11 protein-coding genes are annotated in these 13,597 nt (G+C 71.7%); 2 read left to right on the top strand and 9 right to left on the bottom strand.

What is annotated here, in order from left to right; translation table 11 throughout:
* Positions 1–658 precede the first annotated feature (658 nt).
* From ACCP09_RS39315 to ACCP09_RS39300, 4 genes are all read right to left on the bottom strand, one after another.
* A complete protein-coding gene (locus ACCP09_RS39315; RefSeq protein ID WP_433754151.1) occupies positions 659–1,435 on the bottom strand; it encodes a VOC family protein in 777 nt (258 codons plus the stop codon).
* Between the two features lie 70 nt (positions 1,436–1,505).
* Positions 1,506–2,033, bottom strand: coding sequence for a class F sortase (locus ACCP09_RS39310; protein WP_027932486.1), 528 nt, complete (start codon positions 2,031–2,033; stop codon positions 1,506–1,508).
* Positions 2,030–2,533, bottom strand: a complete 504-nt coding sequence (locus tag ACCP09_RS39305; RefSeq protein ID WP_433754148.1) for a hypothetical protein — start codon at positions 2,531–2,533, stop codon at positions 2,030–2,032. The genes ACCP09_RS39310 and ACCP09_RS39305 overlap by 4 nt, the downstream gene beginning before the upstream one ends.
* Before the next feature lie 83 nt (positions 2,534–2,616).
* A complete protein-coding gene (locus ACCP09_RS39300) occupies positions 2,617–4,020 on the bottom strand; it encodes an NAD(P)H-quinone dehydrogenase (RefSeq protein WP_027932488.1) in 1,404 nt (467 codons plus the stop codon).
* 99 nt (positions 4,021–4,119) lie between these two features.
* Between ACCP09_RS39300 and ACCP09_RS39295 the strand changes: the two genes are divergently transcribed.
* Positions 4,120–4,572 (top strand): gamma-glutamylcyclotransferase, encoded by a 453-nt coding sequence (locus ACCP09_RS39295; RefSeq protein WP_081617741.1) that lies wholly within the window; start codon positions 4,120–4,122, stop codon positions 4,570–4,572.
* A 290-nt stretch (positions 4,573–4,862) separates the two neighbouring features.
* Here ACCP09_RS39295 and ACCP09_RS39290 read toward each other — a convergent pair whose 3' ends face one another.
* From ACCP09_RS39290 to ACCP09_RS39270, 5 genes are all read right to left on the bottom strand, one after another.
* Positions 4,863–6,158, bottom strand: coding sequence for a M20 family metallopeptidase (locus tag ACCP09_RS39290; RefSeq protein WP_378366203.1), 1,296 nt, complete (start codon positions 6,156–6,158; stop codon positions 4,863–4,865).
* Between the two features lie 164 nt (positions 6,159–6,322).
* Entirely contained in the window at positions 6,323–6,613 is a 291-nt protein-coding gene (locus tag ACCP09_RS39285; RefSeq protein ID WP_027932490.1) for a hypothetical protein, read from the bottom strand.
* 42 nt (positions 6,614–6,655) lie between these two features.
* Positions 6,656–7,639: a methylmalonyl Co-A mutase-associated GTPase MeaB gene (meaB, locus tag ACCP09_RS39280; protein ID WP_027932491.1), complete on the bottom strand. Its 984-nt coding sequence runs from the start codon at positions 7,637–7,639 to the stop codon at positions 6,656–6,658.
* Between the two features lie 4 nt (positions 7,640–7,643).
* Positions 7,644–9,812 carry a methylmalonyl-CoA mutase gene (gene scpA, locus ACCP09_RS39275; RefSeq protein WP_433754145.1) on the bottom strand — a complete coding sequence of 723 codons (2,169 nt, stop codon included), beginning with the start codon at positions 9,810–9,812 and terminating at the stop codon, positions 7,644–7,646.
* Positions 9,812–11,683: a methylmalonyl-CoA mutase family protein gene (locus ACCP09_RS39270; RefSeq protein ID WP_123683904.1), complete on the bottom strand. Its 1,872-nt coding sequence runs from the start codon at positions 11,681–11,683 to the stop codon at positions 9,812–9,814. Before ACCP09_RS39270 ends, scpA begins: the two co-directional genes overlap by 1 nt.
* Before the next feature lie 127 nt (positions 11,684–11,810).
* Here ACCP09_RS39270 and ACCP09_RS39265 point away from each other — a divergent pair, with 127 nt between their 5' ends.
* Positions 11,811–13,550 (top strand): serine/threonine-protein kinase, encoded by a 1,740-nt coding sequence (locus tag ACCP09_RS39265; RefSeq protein ID WP_123683905.1) that lies wholly within the window; start codon positions 11,811–11,813, stop codon positions 13,548–13,550.
* Positions 13,551–13,597 lie beyond the last annotated feature (47 nt).

The raw sequence follows: 13,597 nt of genomic DNA, 5'->3' as shown, positions 1-13,597 counted from the left end.
TCCGACGCGGTCGGGCGCCACACCCTTCGGCCAGCGGCGGCAGGCCGCGAGCGGCGCCGAGCCGCGGGCGGCGCCGCAGAGCCGCAGGGCGGGCCGGCGCCGAGCCGACGCAGGGGCCCGGGTCGGCGCGGCGGCAGGCGCCGCAGAGCCGCAGGGCGGCACCGCGAAGGGCTGCGCTGTGCAGCGCGTGCGGCTCAGCACCGCGCCGCCGTTTTGTATAGCGCTACGGCCCGGCACGGTCCACCCGCCCGGCAGCGCTCCCGCCCAGCGCGGCGCAGCGGGGCGGCACGACGCCACGGCACGGCGCACCCCAAGCGCGGCGGTGCAGCCCGGCACGCCTCCCGCCCGCCCAAGCGCTGCCGCCCGCCCAAGCGCTGCCGCCCGCCCAAGCGCTGCCGCTCGGCGCGAAGCGGCCGCGCAGCCCAGCACGAGGCTGCGGCTCGACGCAGAGGAACCTCGCGCGCTGTCGCACAGTGCGCTCGGCCTGAACCGCAAGATCGCGCGACGAGCGCGGCCTGTTGTCGACCACCGCAGCGCCGCCGTCTCGCGCAAAGCGCCCTCGCGCAGCACGGCGCAACCCCCGCGGGTGCAGTTCCACCCTCAGCTCGTCGAAATCCTCGGCATCCCCTCCCCGACCGAACCTCCTATCGCGCTTCGCTCAGGGCTCCACCGCGATCAGTGTGAACGGCACTCCTTGGTCGTCCAGCACCTGGGCCATTCGCCCGTACGGCGAGTCCTGTGGATCCGTCAACCGCCGGGCGCCCAGGGACTCCGCCTTCGTCAGCGCCTCGTCGGTGTCCGTCACTCCGAAGTAGACGGACCAGTGCGGCGGCACGCGCGCCGGGACCTCCGGTGGCAGCTGCCCCAGTCCGCCGACCGTCCGGTCGTCCACGTTCAGCGCCGCGTAGACGAAGCCGTCGCCGGAGAGGTCTTCGAAGCGGTAGCCGAACACGCGGCCATAGAAGGCTTTCGCCGCATCGAAGTCGCGCGTCATGCACTCGTTCCACACCAGGGTGCCCGGCACGTTCGCGATTCCCGCGCCGATGTGCCCCTTAGCCTGCCAGAGGCCGAACGCCGCACCCGTCGGGTCGGCCGCGAGCGCCATCCGGCCCGAATCGCCGACATCGCCTGGTGGTAGCAGCACCTGACCGCCTGCCTCGCTGATCTTCGCGGTCGTCTTGTCGACGTCGGCGACCGCCAAGTACGTCGTCCACGCCGCGCCCTGATCGTCCACCGCCGGTGGTAACGGACCGACCGCGGCCACGGCTCTGCCCTCCAGCGTCGCGATCGTGTAGTGCCCGTACTCCTCGCCCTGGTCCTCGAACCGCCAGCCGAGCAGCGCACCGTAGAACTCGGCCGCCCGCTTCGGATCGGCCACCATCAGGTCGACCCACGCCGGTGTGCCCTCGGGCCAAGCGGTGTCGCGCAGAGTCATCTCGAACATCCCTTCCACCAGGAGTTGTGCCAGTGGTCACAGTCTGGCACCCACCCCCGACAAAAACGGGTCAGCCGAGAACGGCGTACACGATCACGTTGTCCCGGTAACTCCGCGCGGCCCGGTCGAACACGCCGCCGCACGTGATGAGCCGCAACTCCGGCCCGGCCGTGTCGCCGTACACCGCGGCGGTCGGGAACTCCGCTTTCGGCACCCGCTCCACGCGGATCACCACGAAACCCGCCCGTGAACCGTCCACACGCGACACCTCCACCCGGTCGCCGGGCGAAAGTTCCCTTAACCGCGCGAAAATCCCCGGCTGCCGGTTGCCGTCGACGTGGCCCAGGATCACCGCGGGCCCGCGCTCCCCCGGCGCCGGTCCCTGCGAATACCAGCCGGCCTGCCCGGGCGAGGTCACCGGCGGCGTCTGCACGGTCCCGTCCTCGTTGAGCCCCAACGGGATCAGCGTCGAGCGCGCCCCGATCGCCGGGATCTCCACGGCAACGGGAGCCGCGACCGGCCGGGCCTGCTCCGGCGATGCGGCGCAACCGCACAGCAGTAGCAGGCCCAGCAGCGCGGCGAACGCTGCCCGGATCACGGCGCCAGCGACCCGTCACCGGTCTGCGGCGCGCCGCGCGGCACGACTCGCGTCTGCCCCGGGCTCGGCGCGGAGCCCCGGTCCACCTTTCCCGGCGCGGGTGAGGAATCCCGGTCGAGCACGGTGAAATAGACGGTCACCGGTTCCCCACCGCAGTGGAACGACACCGGATAGGAGCCTTCCGGCACATCGCGGATCACCGTTTCGGCGAACAACGCCCACGGCTGATGACCCTCCGCGTTCGCCGCAAGCGGTTGCGTCACCCGCAGGGCTCGAGTGGTGAGTGGACTGGCTTCGGCGTCGCAGGCGGCGGCGACCGAGACCTGCTCGCCGGCGTGCCCGCTGTACGCGGACAGCTTCAACCAAGTAGGAATCGGCGCCGAAGTGGTTTCCTCCACCGAGGTGGTTTCCTCCGGCGAAGTGGTGGTGGTCTGCGCGAACGCCGGCGTGGCGGCGACCAGGGTCGCGAAGAAGCCGGCGGCGATGGCGGTTGTTCTCATGGCGGCCTCACGGCGGTAGAGCTGATGGCCCTTAAGGCGCGCCGCGGGGTGCCGGGGTTGGCCCCCGACACCCAACCGTGACGTCAGTCCAGGTCGTCGTGCCGCATCAGCTGCCGCGCGGCCTCCGTGATGGAGCCGGACAGCGACGGGTACACCGCGAAGGTGAGCGCCAGGTGGTCGACCGTCAGCTGGTTCTGCACCGCCAGCGCGATGGGCAGGATCAGCTCGCTCGCCGTCGGCGCCACGACCACGCCACCGACGATCACGCCGGTCGCCGGGCGGCAGAACAGCTTCACGAAACCGCGGCGCAGACCCTCCATCTTCGCCCGCGCGTTGGTCGCCAGCGGCAGCATGATGGTCCGGGCGGGCACCTCGCCGGAGTCGATCGCGCTCTGGCTGATCCCGACGGTCGCGATCTCCGGGTGGGTGAACACGTTCGCGGCGACCGTCTTCAGCTTGATCGGCGCCACACCCTCGCCGAGTGCGTGCCACATCGCGATCCGGCCCTGCATGCTGGCCACCGACGCGAGCATCAGCACGCCGGTGCAGTCGCCTGCCGCGTAGATGCCGGGGACGCTGGTGCGGGACACCCGGTCGACCGTGATGAACCCGCCGGGCCCGGGCTCGATGCCGACCCGCTCCAGGCCGATGTCCTTGGTGTTGGGCACCGAGCCGACGGTCATCAGCGCGTGGGTGCCCTCGATGATCCGGCCGTCCTGCAGGTGGACCTCGACGCCCTTCTCGGTGCGCTCGACCCGCTCGGCCCGCGCGTGCTTGACGACGGTGTTGCCGCGCTGGGCGAACACCTCTTCCAGCACGGCGGCGGCGTCCGCGTCCTCGTGCGGCAGGACGCGGTCGCGGCTGGAGACGAGGGTGACCTTGACGCCCATCTCGGTGTAGGCGGAGGCGAACTCGGCGCCGGTCACCCCGGACCCGACCACGACCAGGTGCTCGGGCAGTTCCGGCAGGTCGTAGAGCTGGCGCCAGTCGAGGATGCGCTCGCCGTCGGGCACCGCGCCGGGCAGCACGCGCGGGGTGGCGCCGGTGGCGATCAGGACGACGTCGGCGTCGAGCACGTCGACGTCGCCGGTGGCCTTCGTGACGCGGACCTTGTGGGTGGCCAGGCCGGGCTCGTCGTCGTCGAACCGGCCCTCACCGGTGAGGATCTTCACACCTTCGCGCTGCACGCGGGCGCGGATGTCGGCGGACTGGGCGAGCGCGAGGCCCTTGACCCGGCCGTGCACGGTGCGCAGGTCGACGCTCGTGTCGGCCATGTCGGTGATGATCCCCAGCTCACCCAGGCCGTGCATGTTCGCGCGGGCGCCGGAGGAGGCGATGAACGTCTTCGACGGGACGCAGTCGTAGAGCACGCACGCGCCGCCGAGCCCGTCCTTCTCGACGATCGTGACGTCGGCGCCGTGCTGTGCGGCCACCAGCGCCGCCTCGTAGCCCGCCGGTCCGCCGCCCATGATCACGATCCTGGTCACGTGGTCTCCTCCTCCTTACGCGCACCTCATCCACAACCTTAGGCCGCGACACCTGGAGTACGTCCGGTCGGGTGAGCGATGGGCGGCTAGGCTGTGCGCGTGCCGTTGTATGCCGCCTACGGGTCCAACATGGATCCGAATCAGATGATGGAGCGGGCGCCGCATTCGCCCATGGCCGGCACGGGCTGGCTGGAGGGGTGGCGGCTGACCTTCGGAGGCGAGGACCTCGGCTGGGAAGGCGCCCTGGCGACCATCGTCGAAGACCCGGGCTCCCGGGTCTTCGTCGTGCTGTACGACGTGACGCCGCTCGATGAGGCGCTGCTCGACCGCTGGGAAGGCGGCGAGCTGGGCATGCACAACAAGATCCGGCTGCGCGTGCAGACGATGGACGGCTCCGCGCTGGCCTGGCTGTACGTGCTGGACGCCTACGAGGGCGGTCTGCCGTCGGCCCGGTACCTGGGCGTGCTCGCCGACGCCGCCGAGGCGGCAGGCGCGCCGACGGACTACGTGGACGACCTGCGCACCCGCCCCTGCCGCGGCATCACATCCTGACCCCCGCCGCGTCCCACGCTCACGGTGCTGAGTTCTGCATTCGGCTTCAACTCGCGAGCCCACCCGCCTGGAACGCGAGCACGCCGCGATCAGACGCGCCCACGCCCAGCCCTGGACCTTCTAACACTCACCGCCTGGCAACCTTGCCCGCGCGCGACCTCGTTCGTCATACCGTTCGGTAGCTGCAGGTGTCCACGATGTCGCAGAAAGTGCCTCCCGGAAGGCGGCACACACATCTGTGGACAACTCGGCGCCCCTGTGGACAACTGTGAACGCAGAACTCGCGGTTGTCAGGCCAGGGCGGCCAGTGCGGTGTGGACCAGGACGCGGACGCCGACGTGCAGCGCGCGCTCGTCCAGTTCGAACGTGGGGCGGTGCAGGTCGCGCTGGTCGCCCTCGCCGGACCACACGCCGAGGCGGCAGAAGGCGCCCGGCACGTGCTCCAGGTACCAGGCGAAGTCCTCGCCGCCGGACGACTGTTCCGTACCGGTCACCGCATCGTCGCCGAGGGCCGCCTCGATGCCGGCGCGCAGCAGCGCCGTGCTGTCCTCGTCGCCGACGACCGGCGGCACCCCGCGGCGGTAGTCCAGCTCGAAACCGACCCCGTAGGGCGTCAGCAGCGACTCCACCGACGACCGGACGAGCGGCTCCAGCGCCTTCCACACCTCGTGGTCGGCCGTCCGCAGCGTGCCGCGCAGCACGCCCTCCTCGGGCACCGCGTTGGCGGCCTGCCCGGCGTGCACCGCGCCCCACACCAGCACGGTGCCTGAGCGCGGGTCGACCCGCCGGGACAGCAGCGACGGCAGCGAGGTGATCGCGACGCCCAGTGCGTGCACCAGGTCGGCGGTGAGGTGCGGCCGGGAGGTGTGCCCGCCGGGTGAGGTCAGCCGCAGCTCGATCAGGTCGGCGGCCGACGTCAGCGCGCCGACGCGGGTGCCGATCTTGCCGACCTCGACCCGCGGGTCGCAGTGCAGGCCGAAGATCCGGTCGACGCCGTCCAGACCACCGGCGGTGATCACGTCGAGCGCGCCGCCGGGCATGACCTCCTCGGCGGGCTGGAAGATCAGCCGCACGCGGCCGGGCAGCTCGGGCGCCGACGCGAGGGCCTTGGCCGCGCCGAGCAGGATCGCCGTGTGCGCGTCGTGGCCACAGGCGTGCGCCGCGCCGTCCACCGTCGACGAGTAGGGCAGGCCGGTCGCCTCGGTGAGCGGCAGCGCGTCGATGTCGGCCCGCAGCGCGACGCAGCGGTCACCCGATCCGACGTCGCACACCACACCGGTGCCGCCGGGCAGGATCTCCGGGTCCAGCCCGGCCGAGCGCAGGATGTCGCAGATCAGCTCGGTGGTCGCGAACTCGTGGCGCGCCAGTTCCGGGTGGGCGTGGATGTGACGGCGCCAGGCGACCAGGTCCGTGCCGCCGCGCTCGAGCCACTCGTCCAGCCAGAACGGGCCCCGGCCCGCACCGAGATCGGTCACGGGAGCCATGCTGACGCCATCCGCCGTGATCAGCGCGTGCGACGCCTCGAACGAGGTAGGGCGACCACCGTGATCACCGGGCACCTCCGGGCGGGAGTCCAGCACGGTCACGCCGCACCTCCATACACACCGAGAACTACGTAACCCATTTGACGCAATCCTGCACCATGCAAGGAGCAATCTTCGAACCGGATCTCACGCTGGGCGACGGCCGGTAGTGGATCTGCGGCGAGCGGCACTACGGAATACGGCGTAACCGAATGCGCCGCGTGCGGTCAGCTGGAGGCCTTGCGCTTCTTGCGCCGCACGCTCCGTCCCCAGAGGACGATCGCGGCGAGCACCGCGGCGAGCACCCCGACGATGATCTTGTTCTTCGTCTTCTCCTGGTTGGCCTTGCTGTTCTCGTCGGGGTTGATGCGCGGCCCGGGGTCCGTCGTCTGCTGCGCCACCACGTCGGCGGCGACGTGCACGGACACCGGCGCGGCGAGCGCGGGCGCGGTGGGCACGGCGAACGTGACCATCGTCGTCAGCATCAGACCCGCCAGCACGGCACGCACCTTGACCATGCTGCCCAGTGTGCCGGTTCGGTTACCCGTCAACAAGGAGACTCACGCGGAGAAGGCGTCCAAGATCTTCTGCGCGGCCAGCGTGGCGGTGAGCCTGCCCTCCCGGACGTCCTCCTCGACCTCGGGTACCAGCGCTTTCACACCGGGGTGCTCGGCGAGGCGGGCCTGCAGCTGTTCGCGCACCATGGCCCAGGTCCAGTCGACCTGCTGCTGCTTGCGCTTGCGGTCCAGCTCGCCGGATCCCGCCAGGGTTTCGCGGTGCCGCTCGATCTGCTGCCACACCGTGTCCAGGCCGATGTCGTTGAGCCCGCTGCAGGTCAGCACGGGCGGCGTCCACGCGGCGTCCGGGCCGTAGATCATCCGCAGCGCCCCGGCCAGTTCCCGCGCGGCGCGCTTGGCGTCGCGCTCGTGCTCGCCGTCGGCCTTGTTCACCGCGATCACGTCGGCGAGCTCCAGCACACCCTTCTTGATGCCCTGCAACTGGTCGCCGGTGCGGGCCAGCGTCAGGAACAGGAAGCAGTCGACCATGTTCGCCACGGTCACCTCGGACTGCCCGACGCCGACGGTCTCGACCAGCACGACGTCGTACCCGGCGGCCTCCATCAGCACGATCGTCTCGCGGGTGGCGCGAGCGACGCCGCCGAGCGTGCCGGACGTCGGCGACGGCCGGATGAACGCGGCCGGGTCGTTGGCCAGCCGCGCCATGCGGGTCTTGTCGCCGAGGATGCTGCCGCCGGTCCGGGTCGACGACGGGTCCACGGCGAGTACCGCGACCCGGTGGCCGGACTCGGTCAGGTCGGTGCCGAGCTGGTCGATGAAGGTCGACTTGCCGACCCCCGGCACGCCGGTGATCCCGACGCGCCGCGCGCCGCCGGCGTGCGGCAGCAGCTCGACCAGCAGCTCCTGGGCGAGCTGCCGGTGGTCCGGCCGCTGGGACTCGACCAGCGTGATCGCCCTGGACAGGGTGCCGCGGTCGCCCGCGAGCACGCCCTTGGCATACGCACCGACGTCGATCTTGCGCGGCAAGGGTTCAGGACTCCCGCTGCTCGAGCTGGTCGAGCAGGTCCAGCGCGGCGTCCGCGATGACCGTGCCCGGCCCGAAGATCGCCGACGCGCCCGCCGCCCGCAGCTCGTCGTAGTCCTGCGGCGGGATGACGCCGCCGCACACGATCATGATGTCCTCGCGCCCGAGCTGGGCCAGCTCCTCGCGCAGCGCGGGCACCAGCGACAGGTGACCGGCGGCCAGCGAGGACACGCCGACGACGTGCACGTCCGCCTCGATCGCCTGGCGCGCGACCTCGGCCGGCGTGGAGAACAGCGGGCCCACGTCGACGTCGAAGCCGAGGTCGGCGAACGCCGTGGCGATCACCTTCTGGCCGCGGTCGTGCCCGTCCTGCCCCATCTTGGCGACGAGGATGCGCGGACGGCGCCCCTCGGCCTCGGCGAACGCCTCGACCCGCGCGCGTGCCTTCTCCACGTTCCCGGATTTCCCGACCTCGTCGCGGTACACCCCGGAGATCGTACGAATCTGCCCGGCGTGGCGGCCCCACACCTTCTCCAGCGCGTCGGAGATCTCCCCGACCGTCGCCTTCGCGCGGGCCGCGTCGACGGCCAGCTCCAGCAGGTTGCCCGAGCCTTCCGCGGCCGCGGTGAGACGGCGCAGCGCGTCCTGCGTGGCGTCCTCGTCACGCTCCTCACGCAGCCGCCGCAGCTTCTCCAGCTGCTGCGCGCGCACCCCGGCGTTGTCCACCTTGAGCACGTCGATCTGCTGGTCGTCGACGACCTGGTACTTGTTGACGCCGATCACCGGCTGACGGCCGGAGTCGATCCGCGCCTGGGTGCGGGCCGCGGCCTCCTCGATGCGCAGCTTCGGGATGCCGGCGTCGATCGCGCGGGCCATGCCGCCTGCCGACTCGACCTCGCTGATGTGGCCCCACGCCTTGCGCGCCAGGTCGTAGGTCAGCTTCTCGACGAACGCGCTGCCGCCCCACGGGTCGATCACGCGGGTGGTGCCGGACTCCTGCTGCAGCAGCAGCTGGGTGTTGCGGGCGATGCGCGCGGAAAAGTCGGTCGGCAGGGCCAGCGCCTCGTCGAGCGCATTGGTGTGCAGCGACTGCGTGTGCCCCTGGGTGGCGGCCATCGCCTCGACGCAGGTGCGGATGACGTTGTTGAACACGTCCTGCGCGGTCAGCGACCAGCCGCTGGTCTGGCTGTGCGTGCGCAGCGAGAGCGATTTCTCGGATTTCGGCGAGAACTGCTTGACCAGCTTCGCCCACAGCAGCCGGGCCGCCCGCAGCTTGGCGACCTCCATGAAGAAGTTCATGCCGATCGCCCAGAAGAAGGACAGGCGCGGCGCGAACTTGTCGACCTCCAGGCCCGCGTCCATCCCCGCGCGGATGTACTCGACGCCGTCGGCCAGGGTGTACGCCAGCTCCAGGTCGGCGGTCGCCCCGGCCTCCTGCATGTGGTAGCCGGAGATGGAGATCGAGTTGAACCGCGGCATCCGCTGCGAGGTGTACGCGAAGATGTCGGAGATGATCCGCATCGACGGCTGCGGCGGGTAGATGTAGGTGTTGCGGACCATGAACTCCTTGAGGATGTCGTTCTGGATGGTCCCGGCCAGCTGCTCGGGCCGCACGCCCTGCTCCTCGGCCGCCACGATGTAGAGCGCCATGACGGGCAGCACCGCGCCGTTCATGGTCATCGACACGCTCATCTTGTCCAGCGGGATGCCGTCGAACAGCTGCCGCATGTCGTAGATCGAGTCGATCGCCACACCCGCCATGCCGACGTCACCGGCGACCCGCGGGTGGTCGGAGTCGTAGCCGCGGTGGGTCGCCAGGTCGAAGGCGACCGACAGGCCCTTCTGCCCGGCCGCGAGGTTGCGGCGGTAGAAGGCGTTGGACTCGGACGCGGTGGAGAACCCGGCGTACTGGCGGATCGTCCACGGCTGGTTCACGTACATCGTCGGGTACGGGCCGCGCAGGAACGGCGCGATGCCCGGGTACGTGCGCAGGAAGTCCAGACCGGCGGTGTCCTCGGCGGTGTAGAGCGGCTTGATGCCGATGCCCTCGGGGGTTTCCCAGGTCAGGGCGTCGGCGCCCTTGCCGGTGCTCGAGTGCAGCGCCTCGGCCCAGTCGGTCTGGCTGCCCGGGTCGGGGATGCCGAGTTCGACGTCGGTGAAGTCGGGGATGGCCATCACTTCACTCCCAGCGTGTCGAGGATGGCGGCCAGGGCGGCGAGGGCGTCGCAGCCCGCGTGCACGTACGTGTCGACGCCCGGGTACTGCCCCTTGCCCGCGAGGATCACCCGCGCGGCGCCGGCTTCCTTCAAGGCACGCGCGGTGTCCGCCGCGTGCTCGGCGTAGAGCTTGTCGGTGCCGCAGAGGCAGGCGACCGTCGCGCCGCTGTCCCGGAAGGCCGCGACGACGTCCTCGACCGCGCCCGGGTTGAGCGGCTCGATGCCGCCGGCCTGGAGGAGGTTGGACGCGAAGGTCGCGCGGGCGGTGTGCGCGGCGACCGGGCCGAGCGTGGCGAGGAAGACCTTCGGCCGCTCCCCCGTCTCGGCGAGGTGCGCGTCGGAGCGGTCCCGCAGCTCCTCGTAGGCCTGCGCGTACCGCACGCGTGGCAGCCCGCCCTCGTCCACAACGGACGGAGCCGGGGTGCGCTCGACCGGTTTCTCGTGCAGGTCCGGGAACTCGCTGACGCCGGTGATCGGGTCCTTGCGGGTGGCCAGGCGCTTCTGCCGCGCCTCCCAGGTCTCCGCGAGCCGGGCCGCGAGGGCGCCGGAGTCCAGCACCGCCTCGATGCCGCCCTGGCGCTCGATCTCGGTGAACTCGCGCCAGGCGGCGTTGGCCAGCGCGTCGGTCAGGTTCTCCACGTACCAGGAGCCGCCCGCCGGGTCGATCACGCCGGACAGCTTCGATTCCTCCAGCAGGATCGACTGGGTGTTGCGGGCGATCCGGCGGGAGAACGCGTCGGGCAGCCCGATCGCGAAGTCGAACGGCAGGACCGTGACCGCGTCCGCGCCGCCGACACCGGCGGCGAAGCAGGCGACCGTGGTGCGCAGCATGTTCACCCACGGGTCGCGGCGGGTGAACATCGCGGGCGAGGTCACGGCGTGCTGGCGCATGCCGCGGCCGGCGGTCGCGCCGGACACCTCGCACACCCGCGCCCACAGGCGGCGGGCGGCCCGCAGCTTGGCGATGGTGAGGAACTGGTCGGCGGTCGCGGCGAAGCGGAACTCGAGCTGGTCGGCGGCCGCGTCCACGCTCAGCCCGGCGTCGGTGAGGGCGCGCAGGTAGGCCACCCCGGCGGCGATGGCAGCGCCGAGTTCCTGCGCGTCGGACCCGCCCGCCTCGTGGTAGGGCAGGGCGTTGACGACCAGCGTGCGCAGCTTCGGGTGCTTGGCGGACAGGCGGGCGGCGAGCGCGGCGGCGGGGGCGGTGTCGTGCGGACGGCCGGTGCGGGCACGCAGGGCGATCGGGTCGGCGCCGATGGTGCCGGTGACCTCGCTGTCCGGGATGTTCTTCTCGGCGAGCAGGCCGAGCAGCGCGTCGGCGGCGGCCTCGTAGTCGGCGCCGGGGTCGAGCACGATCGGGGCGAGGTCGAGGTAGACCTCGTTGAGCGCGTCGGCGAGGGCGTCCAGTGGCAGTGCGTCACCACCGACGCGCAGCCACACCGACGAGGCGCCGTTCTCCAGGTCGGCAAGGATGGCCTTGTTGGTCTCGGCCGCGTCGGCGCCGCCGTGCAGGACGCGCACGTCCCAGCCGGTGCCGACGTTGCCTTCGGCTCGCGCGCCCCGCACGTACGGGGGCAGCCCGGGGAACCCGGCGGGCGCGGTGGCGTCGTCGGCGGTGTAGAGCGGCTTGATCTCGATGCCGTCGTAGGTCTTGCTGGTCAGGAGGCTTTCCGGGGCGCCGTCGAAGTCCTCCGGCAGCACTCCGCTCTTCGTCAGCACCCCCGCGACGAGGCGTTGCCAGTCCTCGTGCCGCGGCGTCCCGAACTCGGCGGCGAGGGCCAGCTCGTCCGGTGAATCCGGGGTGGGCGCCGTTGTCCCAGCCTGAGTCATAGGTCTGATGGTAGGGGGCGGGCAAGGGGCACGATTGTGACTCTGCTCGCGGCCCGGCAGCGCCCGCAGTCACCGAGCGCGCATCCGCAACAATGGTGCCGTGGTGAGTTCGAGCGAGGAGACCAGGGTGGTGGCCGGGCGGTACCGGCTGCGCTCCGTGCTGGGCTCCGGCTCGATGGGCACGGTGTGGTCGGCCTACGACGAGTTCCTGCACCGGCCGGTCGCGGTGAAGGAGATCCTGCTGCCGCCCGGGGTCACCGCGGGCCAGGCTAACGAGCTGCGTGAGCGGACGCTGCGCGAGGCCAGGGCCATCGCCGTGCTTTCTCACCCGAACGTGATCACCCTGCACGACGTCGCACGTCAGGACGGCGAGCCGTTCGTCGTGATGGAGCTGCTGCCCTCGCACAGCCTCGCCGAGCTGATCCGCGACCACGGGCCGCTGTCGGTCGAGCAGGCCGCCGCGGTGGGTGACGCGGTGGCCGCGGCGCTGGGGGCCGCGCACAACGCGGGCATCACCCACCGTGACGTGAAGCCGGGGAACGTGCTGGTCGCCGAGGACGGGCGGATCAAGCTCACCGACTTCGGCATCGCCCGGAACGTGTCCGACGCGTCGATGACCCGCACCGGTATGACGCTGGGTTCGCCGGCGTACATCGCCCCGGAGGTGGCTTCCGGCAAAGCCGTCACCCCGGCCGCTGACCTGTGGGGTCTGGGCGCGACGTTGTTCTGCGCGGTGGAGGGCCACCCGCCGTACGACGCGGACGGCGACCCGCTGGAGACGATCGGGAAGGTCGTGAAGGGCGAGGTGCCGCGGCCGTCGCCGGGCCCGCTCGCTCCGTTGATCAGCGCATTGATGGCGAAGGAGCCGCGGGACCGGTTGCCGCTGGCGCAGGTGCGGCGGCAGTTGTACCCGATCCTGGAGAAGGCGCCGCGGGTCCTGTTCGGACCGGAGATGTTCGCCGCGGCGAGCGGTCAGCGCGAGGAGGCCACCGACACCCGGGAGATCTCGGCGAGCCCCGTGCTGGAGGACGGTGCGGCGGAGGCGAGCGGTGAGCTGGCGGCCGACCCCGGTCCCCTGCCGTTCGGCCCGCCCCGCGCGGAGGCGAGCAACGAGCTGGCCGCCGATCCCGGGCCGTTGCCGTTCGGGGAGTCCCGGCCGACCGACACGCTCGCCGCGCCCCGCCCGGCTGCCACGCTGGCCGCGCCTGCCGCGGCGGGCCGCAGCACGACGGCGACGGTGTTGCTCGTGGTGGCTTCGCTGGTGCTGTTCGTGGCCGCCGCGTTCGGCGGTTTCGTGGCGGCGCGGGTGATCGGGGCGCAGCCGGTGGCGCCACCGTCGCGGGACGAGACGTCCGCCCCGTCGGTCCCGCAGCCCACGGTTTTCGAGCGGCGCACGGGCGAGGCGTCGAGCGTCAAGGGTGCCCAGGACGGCACCTTCACGGTCGACGTGCCCGCCGACTGGACGCGGTTCACGAGCTCCCAGGCCGGCGACGACCTGCCCCTGTCGACGCTGGTCCAGTTCGTCTCGGCGGACGGCTCGCAGATGCTGGCGGTGAACCACTTCCCGAAGTACTTCCCCGGCAACGACATCGACGACTACGTCAAGGCGCTGGAGAAGAGCCGCTCGAACGGCGAGTTCAAGCTGGTCAACCAGGCGAAGCTCGCCGAGCAGGACGGGCTGACGATGATGTACCGGACCATCGACAGGGCCCCGGCGGGATCCGTGAGCCGCACGACGTACGCGAAGGTGTTCAAGCACGGCACCAGCCTGTGGGCGGTGAGCGTGACGGTGCCGACGGAGCAGGAAGAGACCGCGAAGACCGCGCTCTACGACCGCATCCTGCCCACCTTCCAGGTGACCGGCTAACAGCGCCGCCGCCCTTCCCCACTCCTCAACCGCCGCCCGGCAACGCA

It is taken from the genome of Amycolatopsis sp. 3B14 (assembly GCF_050958625.1).
In the GTDB taxonomy this organism is placed as follows: domain Bacteria; phylum Actinomycetota; class Actinomycetes; order Mycobacteriales; family Pseudonocardiaceae; genus Amycolatopsis_E; species Amycolatopsis_E thermoflava.
Note: the sequence above shows the minus strand (reverse complement) of the source record. Positions and strands in the feature narration are given on the sequence as shown.